Origin of the sequence: Dokdonia sp. 4H-3-7-5 (assembly GCF_000212355.1) — a bacterium.
Taxonomy (GTDB): domain Bacteria; phylum Bacteroidota; class Bacteroidia; order Flavobacteriales; family Flavobacteriaceae; genus Dokdonia.
The window spans coordinates 3,372,487-3,389,993 of record NC_015496.1 but is presented as its reverse complement, the minus strand read 5'-3'; the positions used below and the strand labels follow the sequence as shown (position 1 = coordinate 3,389,993).

Annotated in this window: 18 protein-coding genes; 6 read left to right on the top strand and 12 right to left on the bottom strand. The window is 38.9% G+C overall.

The features are described 5' to 3' along the window. Positions 1 to 41 precede the first annotated feature (41 nt). Positions 42 to 434, top strand: a complete 393-nt coding sequence (locus tag KRODI_RS15000) for an acyl-CoA thioesterase (RefSeq protein ID WP_013752476.1) — start codon at positions 42 to 44, stop codon at positions 432 to 434. On the opposite strand, the gene KRODI_RS14995 is transcribed toward KRODI_RS15000, so the two are convergent. From KRODI_RS14995 to gndA, 3 genes are read right to left on the bottom strand one after another with little or no spacing between them, the layout of a single operon-like run. Beyond that, positions 435 to 1,046 carry an IMPACT family protein gene (locus KRODI_RS14995; protein ID WP_013752475.1) on the bottom strand — a complete coding sequence of 204 codons (612 nt, stop codon included), beginning with the start codon at positions 1,044 to 1,046 and terminating at the stop codon, positions 435 to 437. A 43-nt stretch (positions 1,047 to 1,089) separates the two neighbouring features. Further along, positions 1,090 to 2,718, bottom strand: coding sequence for an ABC transporter substrate-binding protein (locus KRODI_RS14990; RefSeq protein WP_013752474.1), 1,629 nt, complete (start codon positions 2,716 to 2,718; stop codon positions 1,090 to 1,092). Positions 2,719 to 2,777: 59 nt separating this feature from the next. Further along, positions 2,778 to 4,187, bottom strand: a complete 1,410-nt coding sequence (gene gndA / locus KRODI_RS14985; protein ID WP_013752473.1) for an NADP-dependent phosphogluconate dehydrogenase — start codon at positions 4,185 to 4,187, stop codon at positions 2,778 to 2,780. A 176-nt stretch (positions 4,188 to 4,363) separates the two neighbouring features. Between gndA and zwf the strand changes: the two genes are divergently transcribed. The 4 genes from zwf to KRODI_RS14965 all read left to right on the top strand — a co-directional run bounded on the left by zwf (position 4,364) and on the right by KRODI_RS14965 (position 9,455). Next, positions 4,364 to 5,875, top strand: a complete 1,512-nt coding sequence (gene zwf, locus KRODI_RS14980; protein WP_013752472.1) for a glucose-6-phosphate dehydrogenase — start codon at positions 4,364 to 4,366, stop codon at positions 5,873 to 5,875. Positions 5,876 to 5,936: 61 nt separating this feature from the next. Then, entirely contained in the window at positions 5,937 to 6,650 is a 714-nt protein-coding gene (pgl, locus tag KRODI_RS14975; RefSeq protein ID WP_013752471.1) for a 6-phosphogluconolactonase, read from the top strand. Between the two features lie 42 nt (positions 6,651 to 6,692). After that, positions 6,693 to 7,694, top strand: coding sequence for a carboxypeptidase-like regulatory domain-containing protein (locus KRODI_RS14970; RefSeq protein WP_013752470.1), 1,002 nt, complete (start codon positions 6,693 to 6,695; stop codon positions 7,692 to 7,694). A gap of 120 nt (positions 7,695 to 7,814) precedes the next feature. Next, positions 7,815 to 9,455 (top strand): ABC-F family ATP-binding cassette domain-containing protein, encoded by a 1,641-nt coding sequence (locus KRODI_RS14965; protein WP_013752469.1) that lies wholly within the window; start codon positions 7,815 to 7,817, stop codon positions 9,453 to 9,455. A 36-nt stretch (positions 9,456 to 9,491) separates the two neighbouring features. Here KRODI_RS14965 and KRODI_RS14960 read toward each other — a convergent pair whose 3' ends face one another. The 9 genes from KRODI_RS14960 to KRODI_RS14920 all read right to left on the bottom strand — a co-directional run bounded on the left by KRODI_RS14960 (position 9,492) and on the right by KRODI_RS14920 (position 16,273). Beyond that, entirely contained in the window at positions 9,492 to 9,872 is a 381-nt protein-coding gene (locus KRODI_RS14960; protein ID WP_013752468.1) for a nuclear transport factor 2 family protein, read from the bottom strand. Between the two features lie 11 nt (positions 9,873 to 9,883). Then, positions 9,884 to 10,393, bottom strand: a complete 510-nt coding sequence (locus KRODI_RS14955; protein WP_013752467.1) for a VOC family protein — start codon at positions 10,391 to 10,393, stop codon at positions 9,884 to 9,886. After that, on the bottom strand, positions 10,393 to 11,826 hold the full coding sequence (locus KRODI_RS14950; protein WP_013752466.1) for an amidohydrolase: 1,434 nt from the start codon (positions 11,824 to 11,826) through the stop codon (positions 10,393 to 10,395). The genes KRODI_RS14955 and KRODI_RS14950 overlap by 1 nt, the downstream gene beginning before the upstream one ends. A gap of 67 nt (positions 11,827 to 11,893) precedes the next feature. Next, positions 11,894 to 12,265, bottom strand: a complete 372-nt coding sequence (locus tag KRODI_RS14945) for a hypothetical protein (protein ID WP_013752465.1) — start codon at positions 12,263 to 12,265, stop codon at positions 11,894 to 11,896. 58 nt (positions 12,266 to 12,323) lie between these two features. Then, positions 12,324 to 13,061, bottom strand: a complete 738-nt coding sequence (locus KRODI_RS14940) for an SDR family oxidoreductase (protein ID WP_013752464.1) — start codon at positions 13,059 to 13,061, stop codon at positions 12,324 to 12,326. Continuing rightward, a complete protein-coding gene (locus KRODI_RS14935; RefSeq protein WP_013752463.1) occupies positions 13,054 to 13,461 on the bottom strand; it encodes a DoxX family protein in 408 nt (135 codons plus the stop codon). The genes KRODI_RS14940 and KRODI_RS14935 overlap by 8 nt, the downstream gene beginning before the upstream one ends. Positions 13,462 to 13,615: 154 nt before the next feature. After that, complete coding sequence (locus KRODI_RS14930; protein WP_041295964.1) at positions 13,616 to 14,926, bottom strand: cryptochrome/photolyase family protein; 1,311 nt, start codon at positions 14,924 to 14,926, stop codon at positions 13,616 to 13,618. Between the two features lie 110 nt (positions 14,927 to 15,036). Then, entirely contained in the window at positions 15,037 to 15,735 is a 699-nt protein-coding gene (locus KRODI_RS14925; RefSeq protein WP_013752461.1) for an SDR family NAD(P)-dependent oxidoreductase, read from the bottom strand. 28 nt (positions 15,736 to 15,763) lie between these two features. Then, positions 15,764 to 16,273, bottom strand: coding sequence for an SRPBCC family protein (locus KRODI_RS14920; protein WP_013752460.1), 510 nt, complete (start codon positions 16,271 to 16,273; stop codon positions 15,764 to 15,766). A 324-nt stretch (positions 16,274 to 16,597) separates the two neighbouring features. Between KRODI_RS14920 and KRODI_RS14915 the strand changes: the two genes are divergently transcribed. Next, positions 16,598 to 17,443 carry a DUF2911 domain-containing protein gene (locus KRODI_RS14915; RefSeq protein WP_013752459.1) on the top strand — a complete coding sequence of 282 codons (846 nt, stop codon included), beginning with the start codon at positions 16,598 to 16,600 and terminating at the stop codon, positions 17,441 to 17,443. The last annotated feature ends 64 nt before the right edge of the window (positions 17,444 to 17,507 follow it).

Here is a 17,507-nt window from a genome sequence, read left to right as displayed (position 1 = left end):
TATATCAAATTTAAAATTACAAAAAATAAGACCTCTCTACTGTGAAAAACCATATTACTTTTGTTAAAGTTCGCTACTCAGAAACCGATCAGATGGGCTTTGTGCACCATAGTAACTATGCTCAATATCTTGAAATTGCGAGACTTGAATGGCTAGAACAACTCGGAATTTCTTATAAATGGATGGAAGAAAATGGTGTAATGCTACCAGTTTATAATTTAAATACAACATTTAAAAAATCTGCACTTTTCGATGATTGCCTTAAAATAGAAACCTCACTTAGGAATATTCCTACGGTGCGTATTATGTTCGATTATAAAGTTTATAACCAAAATGAAGAGTTATTAACAGTGGCGAGTACAGAATTGATCTTTATGAATACAAAAACTGGGCGACCTATGAGGTGCCCAAAATACATTTTAGAGAAGCTCTAGTTAATCTTCTTTTAGAAGGTTAATTCCATAGACTTCATTAAAAGCCTCAATCACCTTTTCAGACTCTTTTCTGCGTATGGCGAGATGGAAGACGCAGTCCATTTCCATTTTTTGCTCGATAATGGTCACCTTGTAATCATTAATTAAACGCATCGCTTTATTGAGTAAGGGATATTCAAATTGTACAGAAAAAGGAATGTCAATTGTTTTCTTTACAATACGAGCATTCTCAAGTGCGAGTTGTGCACCGGTTCTATAAGCATTGATCAAACCGCCTACACCTAACTTTGTCCCTCCAAAATATCTTACAACCACTACGAGCACATTTGTTACATCAAAAGATTGTAGCTGTCCATAAATAGGAGCACCCGCGCTATTAGAAGGCTCGCCATCATCATTTGCACGGTATTGTTCGTATTCCTTGCCTAGCACATAAGCATAGCACCAGTGTCTGGCTTGGTAGTGCTGCTTTTTTAAGGCATCTATATGTTCCTTGACTTCTTCCTCTGTGGTAACGGGGAATGCATAGCCAAAGAATTTGCTATTGCGATCCTTGAAGAGTGTTTCTTCAGAAGGTGATAAAATGGTGTTATAAGTGTCTTTGTGTTCGATATTATAATTGTTTTAGGTACGCTTTCGCGAAAGCGTAATCACACTACTTTTTACTCTTTTTTACATATTTCAACACTAAGAAGTTCTGAGCATTGGGTTCAAAACCTGAAATGGTCTTTTGGGTAAATCGTACCACTTCGTCATAATAAAGCGGAATGATAGGGGATTGCTCTATAATAAGAGAGTCCATTTTTATATAGTACTGTTTGCGTTCATTAATATCTGTAATACTTAAGCTTTTCTCGTAAAGACTGTCGAAGGTCGCACTTTTAAAGTGTGTGTAGTTAGGTCCGTTAGGAGTGAAGTTTTTACTGTAAAATAAACTCAAGTAGTTTTCGGCATCTGGGTAATCTGCAATCCAACTAGCGCGGAAAGCGTCTAGCTCACCACTACTTTTCATCTGGCGTAGGGTAGATGGAGGCATCACATCAATTTGTACATCCAGTCCTACTTTTTGTAACTCCCGCTGTATGTACTCACAAATATCAAGGTACTGACTATTTGTACCTATCGTGAGTTGTGGTGATTGGTCTCCAGTTTGTGCGGTGTACTGAGCTACAAGTTCTTTAGCAAGTGTAGGATTGTAATTATAACCTTCTATATCGTCAAAACCTGGCAACCCCTTCGGGATAAAACCGTTTACTGCAGGTTTTCCTATCCCATTACGCAGGTAGGTGATCATTTTCTCGCGATCAAAACCGTAGTTTACTGCCTTACGTAATAAAGTAGATTGCACTTCTGGAGTGTTACTATCTAGATAGAAACCTATATACTCAGTGTTGAGCCAAGGTGTTTTTTCAAAATTCACTTGGTTTTCATACTTCTCGCGTAGCGTTCCAGAGGCAGTAAGTATCTCGTCTTTATAAGAAGGATCGAGACTATTTAAAAAATCAATATTACCTTGAGCAAACTGTAAAAATTCGCTTTGCTTGTCTGGTAAAAAAGTAATGGCAACCGCTTCTAGGTAAGGAAGGCTATTTCCAGCAGCATCTTTCTCGTAATATAATTCGTTTTTACGAAGTACAAGTTTCACGCCTTCTTCCCAACGTTTAAATTTAAACGGACCAGTACCTATAGGGTTTGATCTAAATTCATTTCCGTAAAAAGTTGTCACTTCCTTAGGTACAACAGAGCAATATCTCATACTAAGCAATCCCAAATATGCTGGAAAAGGCTGCTTTAATTGTACTATAAATGTACTATCGTTAATAGCCTTGTACTGCGCAACATTACTAAGCACCCAGCTTCCAGGTGATGCGATAGCTGGATCTGTAAGTCTGTCAAAGGAATATACAAAGTCACTTGCAACTACATTCCTTGTGCTATCTACAGTATTAAAAGCTTCATGTTTATGAAACTTTACATCATCACGTAGTGTAAAAGAGTAGGTAAGGGCATCTTCAGAAATGATCCAAGACTTAGCAATATCTGGCTGCACATTGAGATCATTGTCTAATTGTACAAGTCCATTAAATAATTGATTTACTGGCCAGATAATAGGCGGATTACGAGCAAAAGCAGGATCTAATGTTGAAATCTGGTATTGCTCGTTGTATCTAAACACCTCATGATCTCGATCTGTGCTTTTACTGTTTGAGCAACCTACTGTACATAGACTTAAAAGCACGACAGCGAGCCATATAGCTACTGTCCATGTGCTAGATTTTCTCAAAGAATGATTGTTTTTGTACAATACGGAAGTGCTTCTGTGGTGATTTTAAATACTTCGTTTTATTTCTCCCACTCTGTGTGGAAGATTCCTTCGCGGTCTAATCTTTCGTAAGTATGCGATCCAAAATAATCTCGTTGTGCTTGGATAAGATTAAGCGGTAATCTTGTAGAAGTATAGGCGTCAAAATAAGTTAACGAGTTTGATACTCCAGGAAGCGGGATTCCATTAATTGCTCCATAAGCAACAAGTTCTCTAGCCGAGTCTACTGTACTTTGTATCTTTTTAATAAACGATGGAGATAACAATAGATTAGGTAGCTCTGTATCTTCTGTAAAAGCATCTGTGATATCTGCAAGGAGCTTTGCTCTTATGATACATCCAGCTCTCCATATTTTTGCAATTACTGCAATATCGAGGTCATATCCATATTCCTTAGACGCGTCTGCTAGCTGATGCAAACCTTGAGCATAAGTAATAATGTAAGAGAAGTAAAGTGCTTCTTCTGTAAGCTTAGTTAGCTTTTCTTTATCCATTGTTGCTACTTCTGGACGATCGTATAGAGAATCTGCAATGGTGCGCTCATCTTTAAGTGCAGAGATTTCTCTCATGCTTACTGCGATATCAATAGAAGGTACGGGAATACCAAGATCCATCGCATTTTGTGAGGTCCATTTTCCTGTTCCTTTCTGTTTTGCTTTATCAAGAATCTGGTCTACAAGGTCGCTACTAGTAAGGGTGTCTTTTTCGGCAAAAATTTCTGATGTAATCTCAACTAAGAAGGATTGTAAACGTCCTTCATTCCATGATTTATAGGTTTCGTGCAGCTCTTGATTAGATAAGTTTCCTGCCTTTTTAAGTACATCGTATATCTCAGAAGTGAGTTGCATGAGTCCGTATTCAATACCGTTGTGCACCATTTTCACGTAGTTCCCAGCAGATTTAGGTCCTAAGTAAGCAACACAAGGTTCTCCATTATATTTGGCAGATACTGCTTCAAAGATGGGTTGAACCGCTGCATATCCAGGTTTTGATCCTCCAGGCATGATGCTAGGTCCTATACGTGCGCCTTTGGCTCCTCCAGAAACTCCTGCTCCAAAAAAGTGAATTCCATTTTCAGATAAGTACGCTTCTCTTCGGTCGGTATCGGTAAAGAATGAGTTTCCTCCGTCTATGATGATGTCTCCTTTATCTAAGTGTGGCAGTAAACTTTCTATGACGATGTCTACTACTTTACCAGCGGGAACTAGTAACATGATCTTACGTGGAGATGATAACGCTTTCGCGAAAGCGGATACATCAACCGTAGCATCTACGCGTTTTGGGTCACCGCCCTCTTCTATAAGCGCCTGCACTTTTTCTGGGTCAAGGTCATTGCCCATCGCGCTAAAGCCATTATCGGCTACATTTAATATAAAGTTGCGTCCCATTACGCCCAGTCCAACCAAGCCAAAATCGTAAGAATTTTTCATAAGTAAAGTTTCATTCCCCACAAAAGAGCTCAAAAAAACAACTCAAAATTATCAGTAGGTATTGCTCATCAAAAATAGTGGAAAAATAATTGTTTTTGTGAGTAAGTGGTGGGGAAGTCGGTTGGGAATGGACGAAAGTTTCAATACTTTTGAAGCACCTTAAATAAGTTATTCATATGCGCAAGACAGAGAATCAGTTATTAGTCATTTTTGGCGCCTCGGGTGACCTCACTGCTCGAAAATTAGTTCCTGCTCTATATAAATTATATAAAGATAAACACCTACCTAAGCATTTTGCTGTACTTGGTGTGGCGCGTAGTTTTATGACCGATGAGGAGTTTAGAAAACGCGTAGCGCTAGAAAGCAAATATTTAGATGATAGTAAGGAGTTTATTGCCGAATTTTCTGAAAAGTTATTTTATGAAGATCTCCATAAAAAATACGATGTAGATTACCGTGAGCTTAATGAGCGTATACAAGATATCAATACCACATACCAGTGTGATAATAATATCATCTTTTACTTATCTACACCTCCTAGTTTATTTGAAGCCATTGCAAAGAATCTTACTGCAAAAGGACTTAATGATGAGCGTCTAGGTTGGAAACGACTTATAGTAGAAAAACCTTTTGGCTACAGTCTTGAGACTGCAAAGTCACTTAACGAGGGATTACACAGATATTTTAAAGAATCGCAGATTTATAGAATAGATCATTACTTAGGTAAAGAGACCGTTCAAAACATACTTGTCACCCGATTTGCAAATAGTATTTTTGAACCTTTATGGAATCGTGATTACATAGACCACGTAGAGATTACAAATGCAGAGAGTGGAGGCGTAGAGTCTCGTGGTGGTTATTATGATAAGTCTGGAGCATTGCGAGATATGTTTCAAAGTCACTTATTACAGCTTGTTGCATTAATAGTAATGGAACCACCATTAAGTGCAGATCCAGAAGAAATACGTAACGAGAAATTAAAAGCACTTAAGTCATTACGATTAATGACAGACCCAGAGGTGCTAGAAGAGAATACTATACGCGGGCAATATTTAAGCAGTGAGATAGATGGTGAGCGTGTAAATAGTTACCGTGAGGAAGAAGATGTAGATCCAGATAGTATTACAGAAACCTATGCTGCGGTTAAGTTTTTTGTAGATAACTGGCGCTGGGCAGATGTTCCTTTTTATGTGCGTACGGCAAAACGTATGCCTACTAAGGTTACAGAAGTTGTGATACACTTCAAGTCACCGCACCACCAGATCTTTAAAAACTCAGACATTAATAAGGATAATAAACTCATCATACGTATTCAACCTGATGAGGGTATCTTAGTAAAGTTTGGTGTGAAAGTGCCAGGACAAGGATTTAAGGTAGAACGTGGTAATCTTGATTTTTACTACTCTAGCTTAGGTGATACAGATATTATGGAGGCTTACGAACGTCTATTGCTTGATGCAATGCAAGGTGATGCTACGTTATATTCTCGTGCAGACGAGGTAGAAGCAGCATGGAGATTTACAGATCCTATACTTGAATATTGGACAAGTCGTGATGTAAAGATGTATGGTTATGCAGCAGGAGTCTGGGGACCAGAATTTGCAGATGATCTTATAGAAGGTCGTGGCGGCTGGCGTAATCCAGGAGCACATCTAGCAGATGATCCAGGATACTGTGTGATAGAATAACAATATTGAGTTTTACCCATAATAACTAGCTTCTGCAGTTGCAGTTATAGAATAGAAAACAATGACACTACATATATCAAAAACAAAGCAAGAAGTAGCTCAAGATTTTGCTACTTATTTAATGGAAGCTGCAAGCGGTAAAGAACGTTTTACTGTAGCACTATCTGGAGGAAGCACTCCTAAAATTGTTTTTGACTTACTTGCAGAGAAGCATAAAGATGCAAACTGGTCCAAGTTTCAGTTTTACTGGGGAGATGAGCGTTGTGTTGCTCCTACAGATGAGCAAAGCAATTACAAAATGACTGTAGATCATTTGTTTTCAAAAATCAATATCCCTGCGGAAAATATACACCGCATCCTTGGCGAAAATAATCCAGAAGCAGAAGCTAAACGCTATGCAGAGGTTTTAGAAAGTACCCTAGCTTCAGAAAATGAGGTGCCTCAATTTGATTTAGTCATATTAGGTATGGGAGATGATGGTCATACTGCATCTATATTTCCTCATGAGATAGAACTGTGGGACTCATCAAACTGGTGCGGAGTCGCTACACATCCAGAATCTGGACAACAACGCGTAAGTATTACGGGCGATATTATCAATAATGCGCAAGCCGTAGCTTTTTTAGTTACTGGAGCTTCAAAAGAAGAAAAGGTAGTCACTATCATTAATCAAGAAGAAGATTTTAGAGATTATCCAGCAAGTCTTGTTTCACCACTCTCTGGAGAACTTCATTGGTTTATGGACGAAGATGCAGCAAGTGGTTTAGATCAATAAATCTACTCTTAAAAAATAATATGTTGTCGTAATTTATATCTTATGAAAGTAGCTAGTTGTATTGTCTTTTTTCTTTTTGCGATAACAATACACGCTCAAGATGTAATTACAGGAACACTACTAGCTACACAAGACAGTCTTGCCATCGAGAATGCCTCTGTCTATTTTAATAATACCACAATTGGCGCTATATCTAATGCGCAAGGAGATTTCAAAATCACTAGAGATAATGCGATAGAAACCGAACTTATTATAAGTGTTTTAGGTTTTGAGACGCTTATTATCCCCCACAATCAACTAGGCTCCTTAGGAACGCTATACCTCAAGGAAAGTATCGATTCACTAGATGAGGTAATATTAGATGACGATACTTGGTCAAGAGAACGTAAAATGAGAGCTTTTAAAAAGTACTTTATAGGCTCGGTATTAAATACGAAGGATGTCAAAATTCTTAATGAAAAAGATATCCGGTTGAGATATAGTGCTACTAACGGAATGCTATATGCAGACAGCAATGTGCCTATTAGGATTAGAAATAAAAACTTAGGGTATCTCGTATCTTATGATCTCATGGACTTTGAGGTTACTTATGAGAAAAGTCTTAATGGATTTAATATGGCGAGCAAGTCCTTTTTTGTGGGCACTGTGTTTTTTGAAAACATTAAAGAAAAAACGAGCCGTAAGATTTTAAAAAATAGAACTGCAGAATATAAAGGATCTCTACTTCACTTTTTGAGAGCGCTACGTGATCATAAATTGGTAGAAGAAAAGTATAGAGTTTTTCTAGGCAAATATGAGACTGCTCCATATGCGCCTTTCAAAATAATTGCTACAGATAAAGGGCATGAAGTAACCCTTCTTGAAGAGGATATCCAGATTCTTTATAACCAAGACGAGCAATCTAAACTTGAAGCTACAGCTCCATTTTTGATTGATTCATTTGGAAATCATAGTCCTGTTGATGTCTTGTATACAGGAGGTGCGATGGCAGCGCGTAAGGTAGGAGCAATGCTACCTCTCACGTTTGAACTAGCAGAAAAGTAGTATGCTAATTTTTTATCTTTTCGCTTAGATTTATATTTCAAAAGTACGCTTTCGCGAAAGCGCACTAATCTTCACACAGCACCACTTAATATAGTATTTTTGCAATCTTAAATTTATATTATGATTGCAGTAGATAACCTTGCCGTTGAGTTTAGCGGAGACACACTTTTTGCAGATGTTTCTTTCTCTATTAATGAGAATGATAAAATTGCCCTTATGGGTAAAAACGGAGCTGGTAAGTCTACCATGATGAAAATTATCGCAGGAGCGTTAAAACCTACTCGTGGTAACGTGCGAACTCCTAAGGATGCAGTCATAGCATACTTACCACAGCACTTACTTACAGATGATGATTGTACGGTAATGGAGGAGGCTTCTAAGGCTTTTTCTACTGTTTTTACAATGAAGGAGGAGATGGCTCGTCTTAACAAGGAGCTAGAAACTCGTACAGATTATGAGTCTAAGGAATATATGGACATCATCACTAAGGTGACAGATCTTGGCGAGAAGTTCTATGCGATTGAGGAGGTAAATTATGAAGAGGAAGTTGAAAAAGCCTTAAAAGGACTTGGGTTTAAACGTGAGGATTTTACAAGACCTACGAGCGAATTTTCTGGAGGATGGCGCATGCGTATTGAGCTTGCCAAAATCTTGCTGCAAAAACCAGATCTTATCTTATTGGATGAGCCTACAAACCACGTAGATATTGAGTCTGTGATATGGTTAGAGGATTTCTTGTTGAATAAGGCAAAGGCAGTCGTTGTGATCTCTCACGACAAGGCGTTTATTGATAATATTACAAATCGTACGATAGAGGTGACGATGGGGCGTATTTACGATTATAAAGCAAATTACTCGCACTATCTTGAGCTACGTGCAGATCGTCGTACGCATCAAATCAAAGCCTACCAAGAGCAGCAAAAGTTTATTGCAGATAACCAAGCCTTTATAGATCGTTTTAAAGGTACGTATAGTAAGACTAACCAAGTCTCTTCTCGTGAGCGTATGCTAGAAAAGCTTACTATCATTGAGATTGATGAGGTAGATAACTCGGCACTCGCATTGAGATTTCCACCGGCGCCTAGGTCTGGAGATTTTCCTGTAAAAGTGAAAGATCTTACTAAGAAGTATGAGGATCATACGGTGTTTAGTGGTGCAAATATGGATATCGCTCGAGGCGAAAAAGTGAGCTTTGTAGGTAGAAATGGCGAGGGAAAATCGACGATGATTAAAGCCATTCTAGGAGAGATAGAAGTGGAAGGTGCTTGCGAACTAGGACATAATGTAAAAGTGGGTTATTTTGCTCAAAATCAAGCAGCGTTATTAGATCCAGATCTTACCGTTTTCCAAACAGTAGATGAGGTTGCCAAAGGTGATATGCGCACGCAAATTAAAAATATATTAGGTCGCTTCATGTTTTCTGGTGACAGCCTCGATAAAAAGGTAAGCGTACTTTCTGGAGGAGAGAAAACACGACTAGCAATGGTGAAGTTGCTTCTTGATCCAGTAAACTTATTAATACTGGATGAGCCTACAAACCACCTTGATATTAAGTCTAAAGATGTCTTGAAAGAAGCACTACAAACTTTTGATGGAACACTTATCTTAGTTTCTCACGATCGTGATTTCTTACAAGGACTATCTAAAAAGGTATTTGAATTTAAGGAGAAGCGCGTGATTGAGCACTTTGAGAGTATAGATGATTTCTTAAAGAGAAACCGTATTGAAAATCTTAAGGAAATAGATTTAATGAAGTCTTAGGTCACTCTTGGTAACGAGCGACTTAAAACCTAAGTTTCAATACATCGTATTAAGATTTGCAGATGTTTTTGGAATTTGCTGGATAGCATCCCAGTGTTCTACGATTTTTCCGTTGGTGTCAAATCTAAAAAAGTCCATCGTGATGTATTGATCATCGTCTGGCCATATTTGATGTGTGTGTAACGATACAAGGTCACCTTCGGCAATGGCGCGTACAAAGTTGATTGATTTTTCTGGATACTCAGTTTTCATTCTTTCAAAGTAGGAAATAAAACCTTCAGTACCATTTTCTACGTCGGGATTGTGCTGTATATATTCATCACCTACGTATAAAGAAACCGCCTCTCGCGGATTTCCTTGATATGCCATTTTGTAAAAAGCAATGGCATTTTCTTTCATGGTTTCGGTTTTAGACATGATGTGGTTTTTTAATGATTGAACTGCTTCCCATCATTTACTTCCACCCAATAACCATCTGGATCTTGGAAGTAGAGTTGGCGTACTTTATCAGGACGTGTTGAAATTTGGCTAGCACTTCCTGGCCAGTCGTAGTAGTTGAGGTTTCGTTTTTCTATGCTTTCGCGAAAGCGGTCAAAATCACCTACAGCAAGTGCAATGTGAACTCCTTTAGGTATTTTCTTATCTATGCTATCTACTTCAATGATATGTAATTCTTGTGAAGTCCCTAGTCTAAACCATCTTATATGTGGCTCCTCTGTACCATCTTTAATTTCCTTCAAACCGAAAACCTCTTGATAAAAAGCGACACTTTCATCCAGATCTGCTACGTTAATCGCATAATGATCTATCGCAACTTGAAATCCTGAAGCTGAGTCTGAATTAGTGGTTTCTGTGCTTGTTTTTTCTGTACAAGAGTAAAAGCATAACGCAGTAACTACAATAGCTACTGCGTTTATAAATAATTTGTTAGTCATCATTATTTTCCTTGGTTTACTGGCGGCGGTCCTGCTGGTACAATCGCCTCGTACACGGCATCGCCTTTACGTTCTTTATATTCTGCTTTGACTTTTTTTACTAGCGTAGGATCTTCAAAAAGATCAAGCATCGTCATGCTCATTGCTTTACTGGCATATGTCATTCCTTTGTGACCAATAGACATCCCGCCGCAAGCCACGACAGCCCATGAGTGCCACGGTGTATCCTTAGGAGCAGTGGTAACACCAAGGTTGATGTTTGCAACATTCCAGCTCACATCTCCCACATCTGTACTACCGCCACCTGGATTTTCTCTAGTCGCTTCAAGTGGTTTGATAGCACTATCCATACCTACTTGAGGCTTTCCAGTTACTTCTTGAATTTTTTTACCAAAGGCAATTTCTTCTGGCGTATAATTTATAGGCCCTAGAAGCTCAAGATTGTTTTGCATTACTGCTCCACCAGTTCTATTGACGAGTACTTCATAAATCCCAGAAATAAGAGATACTTTATAATCTACATCTGCAAGGATGGCCGCGCCTTCTACCATTTCTTGTAAGCGCTCATACACAGGCATCATACCTTTGCGTTCTGTGTCGCGCACGCGCATCCAGAGACGCGAGTAATCTGGAACTACATTCACCACTTGACCACCATCTTGGATGTGGTAATGCATGCGCACGGTAGGTTTTACGTGTTCACGATAATAGTTTACACCTGTTGTATAAATTTCAAGTGCATCAGAGGCAGAGCGTCCATTCCATGGGTCTGCACTGGCGTGTGCTGCTTGACCAAAAAATTCTATTTTAAAATCTACAAGCGCAAGAGAGCTTTGTACATCTGCTTTCATTTCTGCTGCTGGATGCCAAGAAATATTTACATCTACATCATCCCAGAGACCTTCACGCACCATCCATATTTTTCCAAAGAACTTTTCTTCAGATGGTGTTCCCATGAACTTTACGGTTCCTTTGATTTTTCCAGCTTCTATTTGTTCTTTTATAGCAATGGCAGCACCTAAACTCGCTGCGCCAAACATATTGTGACCACAGCCATGACCAGGCTCACCTTCATTGAGCGGATTCTTCGTTGGCTCTGTTTTTTGAGAAAGTCCTGGCAGTGCATCAAACTCTCCCAAAACACTAATTACAGGGCTTCCAGATCCATACGTAGCGACAAAAGCCGTAGGCATTCCAGCAACGCCGCGATCTACGGTAAATCCATTTTTCTCAGCATAACTGGCAAGAATTTCAGCCGACTGGGTTTCTTCAAAAGCAGTCTCGGCAACAGACCATATCTCATCAGAAATGCGGATGAGTTCTTTTTCATGTTTTTCAACAGCCGCGATTACTGCTTGTTTGTTTTTTGAAAGTTTTTGAGCAGAGACGCTTAGCGTGATCATACTTAAAACGTAGAGGAGTGTCAATTTTTTCATTAAAGTCTAACATTTTGGTTGGTAGCTTCTAAGATACACAAAATCAAAACTCCAGAAAATGATATAGTTACGATAGGTTGCTGCTTATCACTCCATACCACAATACTGCAGCCCAGGCCCAGCATATAAGCGCATACATCACTCTGAGCACATGTAGAGAATGTATCTTACTATGCAGAAAGTGCCAAGCAAGTCCAGCCCAGATAAAGCCAAAAGACCAAAACATCCCTACACCTATTGTTGCTGGCCATACCCAATCACCAGTCCAGTCATTGAGGGTAGGATAGGAGGTAAACAAGAATGAAACGGGATAATACAGTAACGCTCCTAGAATTCCCATACTAAAGAGCCCGATAGGAAGTATTGCTACAAAAGCTATAATAGAGAATCGAGTAGTGTATGATAAGGACCTCCAGAAAGTTAGTATGGATGCTATCATGGGAGATTGTTAGCTACTAATATATGAAAAGCACATTTTCGCGAAAGCGAAAAGAATGCTATACTATACCACCATTTGTGTATAGCACTTGGCTAGAGACCCATTTTGACTCATCGCTTACCATAAAGAGAACCGCTTTTGCGATATCTTCTGGTTGTGCCAGTCTGTTGAATGGAGATTTGCTTTTAAGTTGCTCTATAAAGTCGGCAGATTTGCCTTCTAAAAACAAATCTGTTTCTGTAGGGCCAGGAGCAATACAATTTACAGAAATACCGCGTCCTATTTCTTGACTCACCACGCGTGACATTTGCTCTACGGCGGCTTTGGTTGCTGAGTAAATAGCGTAGCTAGGCAACATCATTTTTGTAGTGCTGGATGAAAAATTAAGGATAGTTCCGTTATCAGAAAGGTCATGGTATGCGCGCTGCATGGTATTAAAAACACCTCTCACATTTACATTAAATTGTGACGTAAAATCATCTTGCTCGATGTCTTGAAACGGCTTGTTTTTCATGATACCCGCACAATTGATAAGCACATCTACTTTGCCGTAATGAGCAATCGTTTTATCAAATAACGCTTGTACTTCTTCTGGCTTGCTTACGTCTGCTTTTATAGCAATCGCATCACCACCGTTTTCTGTTATGGTTTCTAATGTTTCAGAAGCCTCTTTATCGCTTGACGCATAATTAATGACCACTTTCGCACCATGTGCTGCAAGTAGTTTTGCTGTCGCGCTGCCTATCCCTTTTGATGATCCTGTGATGAGTATTACTTTATCTAGTGAGTTATTCATGATCAACGGTTTTAAGTGCGTACGTATTTAAAAGTTGGTACACGGCAATTATAAGCAAAGCTATGGCAATATAAACGAGCATCATTTTAGGTTCGGGACGTATTAAATACTCAGTGAGTAAGCCTCCCAGCATAGTTCCCGTTAGAAGTAAATACCCTAAAATATGAGTAACTTCTCTTTTGCTTTTGAGCGTAAGAGAGAGTAAAAGCAATACTGCCGTGATTAATTCTACTACTCCCGTGACGCATCTCGCAATGTTATTTGGTATTCCTATTCTCTCATTAAAGTTAGAAAAACCTTTGATACTTTGTTCAAGTCCTATCAGTTTTGGAATTGCAAAATAACCTATAGCAAGGATGGTTACAACCGTAAGGATATTTGCAATGGTTGATATTTTCATAATAATTTTTGAAACAAATCTCTCGTAAGTATGAGCGGTATCAAAAGTTGTTATGTGTTCTTTATGAAAATTTTAGCAGCGTTGTTAAACCTATATTCTTTTGTAAGGTTTTTGAAAACAACGACTTGTGTAAGTACGCTTTCGCGAAAAAGTACTAAGCCACCGCCTCTTTATAAGTCTTTAAACAACGCTCTCTAGCTTCCTTGTGATCTACCATTTTCTCAGGATAATTATCTGTATCATGCTCTGGAATCCACTTTGAGATGTATTCTTTTTGCTTGTCAAATTTATCCACCTGCGTTATGGGATTAAAAATGCGGAAGTAAGGCGCTGCATCTACTCCAGATCCTGCTGCCCATTGCCAGTTTCCTACATTTGAGCTCATCTCATAGTCTAATAACTTCTCGGCAAAATAGGTTTCTCCCCATCGCCAGTCTATAAGTAAGTGCTTACACAAAAAGCTCGCCACCAGCATACGCACTCTATTGTGCATATATCCCGTAGTGTTGAGTTCGCGCATACCAGCATCTACAAGTAAGTAACCCGTCTCGCCATTTTTCCACTTTTCAAATTCATCTTCATTATTTCGCCATTCTATGCGGTCGTATTTTGATCTAAATGCTTTATCTTTTGTATGTGGAAAATGGAAAAGTATCTGCATAAAGAACTCCCTCCATATAAGTTCGCTCCAAAAAATCTCATTGGTTTCTGCAATAGCTTTTTTCATCATCTTGCGGACACTTACGGTTCCAAAACGCAAATGCGGACCTAAATGTGAGGTACCATCCTGCGCAGGGAAGTTGCGAGTGTCTTCATAATTTTGAATAAGAGTAGGAGTGACGTCATACTCAGGAACCTCAATAGATGATTTTTCAAACCCCATGTCTGACAAACTCAGATTAGGCAATCGACTATGCTCAATAAGATTGTTGAGATGCTGGGAAGTGTAGTGTATGGTAAGATCTTTATCTGTATCAAAGCGTTCTTTCCATTTGTTCTTAAACGGTGTGTAGACTACGTATGGATCGCCATCGCCTTTAACCACCTCGTCTTTTTCAAAAATCACTTGATCTTTGAAGGTCTTAAATTCAATGTCATTATCCTTGAGCAGTGAAGAAATCACCTCATCTCTCTCCTTTGCATAAGGCTCATAATCACGATTTGTAAAAACCGTAGCAATCTCAAAATCTTTACTAAGCTGTTTGAAAACCTTTTCTGGCGTGTCGTAATACATGGCTAGCGAACTAGCATGCTCGTCCTGCAAGGTGCTACGCATTTTTTGAAGCGTTTCAAAAATGAACGTCACGCGGGCATCATCTTTTGGTAATTTGTCCAGAATTTCTTTGTCAAATATGAAGATAGGAAGCACAGGTAGATCACCTTTTAGTGCTTCAAGAAATCCTACATTATCATCTAATCGTAAATCACGACGAAACCAAAAAATATTTACTTTATTACTGCTCATAGTTGTTGCATAAGAAAGCTCAAAGATACTAATCGCATCTTTGAGCCTTGTGATAATGAGTTCCACGCTTTTGCGAAAGCGTACCACCCATAATTAATAATTGTAGGGGTTTAATTTACGTTAAGCGTACTCATTCCTCCGTCTACACCAATCACTTGCCCAGTGATCCAAGAGCTCTCATCACTTAATAAAAAGGTTGCGATGTTTGCAATGTCTTGGCTAGTCCCTACGCGTTTAAGAGGGTGACGAGCATCCATCATTTCTTTTTTCTTGTCATTACTTAATAATCTCTTGGCAAGAGGAGTATCTGTAAGTGATGGTGCGATTACATTTACTCTAAGCTTAGGAGCATACTCGGCTGCTAGTGCTTTTGCAAAACCTTCGATAGCGCCTTTTGCCGCAGCTACACTGGTGTGAAAAGGCATACCAACCTTAACCGCTACAGTACTAAAGAAGACTAAACTCGCTTGCTCCGATTTTTTTAAGTGCTCCATAATCTGGTGCACTACTTTAATCATGCTCAAAAAGTTGAGTTCCATGTCGTCTCTAAAGGTATCTACGCTTAGCATTTTAAAAGGCTTAAGGTTAATAGTCCCAGGACAGAATACAAAACCGTCTATGTGCTCTGGCAGTTGGCTTAAATCTAGTTCATCTTTTTCTGTGTCGTACTCGATATAGTTTACATCAAGATTCCCTAAATTTTCATTAGTACGCGATGCTACATAGACCGTATGGTCGTGATGTAACGTACTAGCGATTTCAAATCCAATTCCGTGACTTCCTCCTATTAAAAGTATGTTTTTGCCCATAGTGTTATATGTTATTGTGATGATGCAGTTATGCGATTATATCTTGTTTTAAAGTTGTTGTTGTTTCTGTGGGAGCTTTATAAACTCCAAATTTTTCTTCAAGTGCTTTCTTTCTATATTCAAAAATCTCATCGAGCTTAGGTTGCACTAGATAGGGATGCGCAAGTCTACCCAAGAAACCTGCGGGTACTACATAGTCTACAATATCTTCCATCTCTACGCCACCAGGAATTGCCTTGATAAAGTGTTTGTGGTGCCATAATGCATATGGACCATATTTTTGCTCATCTACAAAGTATTCTCCCTCCTTTACACTTATAATCTCTGTTACCCATTTCATTTTAATATTAGAAATAGGAGTCACCGTATATTGTATAAGCTGCCCCGCATATACTGGTCTATCGGCACCAGATAGAATGTTGAAGTTCATATATGATGGCGTGATATTACCTAGGTTACGGGCATTTGATAAGAAATTCCAAGCTTCCTCCACAGAGATGGGAACATTTTGCTTGGTATGTATTTGATAGATTTTCATAGTCGCTTCATTGAGAGTTTAAAAATACAATCAAAATGTTTAATAACAAGCGACCAAAGGTTAAACAAAAATTAAATTAAAATAGTAGACCATTTCGACTCATTATTATGAGAGTACCTTATTTAAAGAGTAAAGCAGACAGAAGCATCAAGAGTAGCGGCACACACTAAATACATATTATGGAAAGAAACGGTCTTAAGCCATTTAAGAGAATGCGCTGATATTAAGATTTTGTTAACACTTGCCCCTTTAGAACGCCTTATTTTTGTGAGGGACTTTTTCGCGAAAGCGTTAAAAATCACATTAACTAAAAAAACAACAACAATGAAAAAATTACTTTTTGTAGCTTTCTTAGGTCTTATGACTGCGGGCGTTACTGCACAAATTGACACACCAGCACCTAGCCCAGCGGCCAAAGTGATGCAAGTAGTAGGTCTTACAGATGTTACATTAGAATACTCACGCCCAGCAATGAAAGGACGTACCATTATGGGAGATCTAGTGCCTTATGGTGCAATGTGGCGTACGGGAGCAAATGCAAATACTACGGTAAGTTTTTCTACTCCAGTAACCGTAGGAGGAAAGGAACTTAAAGCAGGTTCTTATGCAGTGTACACAAAGCCTATGCAAGATGCGTGGGAAGTATATTTTTATACAGATACAAGCAACTGGGGGACTCCAGCAACTTGGGATGATAGTAAAGTAGCAGCGACTGTTACAGCAAAAGTACAGACTACAAATATGGCAGCAGAGTCATTTACTATGGGAATCAACCATATTAATAATGATGGTGCACACTTAACTATGCAGTGGGATAAAACGTATGTTGCAGTACCTTTTAACGTACCAGCAAACGAGACTGTAATGGCGCAAATTGATAAGATTATGGCTGGACCAGCAATGGGCGATTATTATGCAGCAGCAGTATATCTTTCTAGCACTGGGCAATCTCTAGAAAAAGCAAACACCTACATGGAGAAAGCAATGGCGATGAATAAAGATCCTAAATTCTGGCAACTACGCCAGCAATCTTTATTACTTGCAAAAGTAGGTAACAAGAAAGGCGCTATCAAAGCTGCACAAGCATCTCTAGAAGGAGCAAAGGAAGCAAAGAATCAAGATTATGTAAAAATGAACATGGACTCTCTTAAAGAATGGGGAGCAATGTAAGTTGTACTTTTTCGCTTTCGCGAAAATTTTAAAGCCCTCACTAGAGGGCTTTTTTATGGAAAAT

Bases quoted from the DNA above. Each gene is read 5' to 3' on its own strand.
- KRODI_RS14965 (WP_013752469.1), top strand. From the start codon at position 7,815: ATGATTGCAGTAGATAACCTTGCCGTTGAGTTTAGCGGAGACACACTT.
- gndA (WP_013752473.1), bottom strand. From the start codon at position 4,187: ATGAAAAATTCTTACGATTTTGGCTTGGTTGGACTGGGCGTAATGGGA.
- KRODI_RS14940 (WP_013752464.1), bottom strand. From the start codon at position 13,061: ATGAATAACTCACTAGATAAAGTAATACTCATCACAGGATCATCAAAA.
- KRODI_RS14915 (WP_013752459.1), top strand. From the start codon at position 16,598: ATGAAAAAATTACTTTTTGTAGCTTTCTTAGGTCTTATGACTGCGGGC.
- KRODI_RS14930 (WP_041295964.1), bottom strand. From the start codon at position 14,926: ATGAGCAGTAATAAAGTAAATATTTTTTGGTTTCGTCGTGATTTACGA.
- KRODI_RS14935 (WP_013752463.1), bottom strand. From the start codon at position 13,461: ATGAAAATATCAACCATTGCAAATATCCTTACGGTTGTAACCATCCTT.
- KRODI_RS14955 (WP_013752467.1), bottom strand. From the start codon at position 10,393: ATGATGACTAACAAATTATTTATAAACGCAGTAGCTATTGTAGTTACT.
- KRODI_RS14960 (WP_013752468.1), bottom strand. From the start codon at position 9,872: ATGTCTAAAACCGAAACCATGAAAGAAAATGCCATTGCTTTTTACAAA.
- KRODI_RS14970 (WP_013752470.1), top strand. From the start codon at position 6,693: ATGAAAGTAGCTAGTTGTATTGTCTTTTTTCTTTTTGCGATAACAATA.
- zwf (WP_013752472.1), top strand. From the start codon at position 4,364: ATGCGCAAGACAGAGAATCAGTTATTAGTCATTTTTGGCGCCTCGGGT.
- KRODI_RS14920 (WP_013752460.1), bottom strand. From the start codon at position 16,273: ATGAAAATCTATCAAATACATACCAAGCAAAATGTTCCCATCTCTGTG.
- pgl (WP_013752471.1), top strand. From the start codon at position 5,937: ATGACACTACATATATCAAAAACAAAGCAAGAAGTAGCTCAAGATTTT.
- KRODI_RS14925 (WP_013752461.1), bottom strand. From the start codon at position 15,735: ATGGGCAAAAACATACTTTTAATAGGAGGAAGTCACGGAATTGGATTT.
- KRODI_RS14945 (WP_013752465.1), bottom strand. From the start codon at position 12,265: ATGATAGCATCCATACTAACTTTCTGGAGGTCCTTATCATACACTACT.
- KRODI_RS14950 (WP_013752466.1), bottom strand. From the start codon at position 11,826: ATGAAAAAATTGACACTCCTCTACGTTTTAAGTATGATCACGCTAAGC.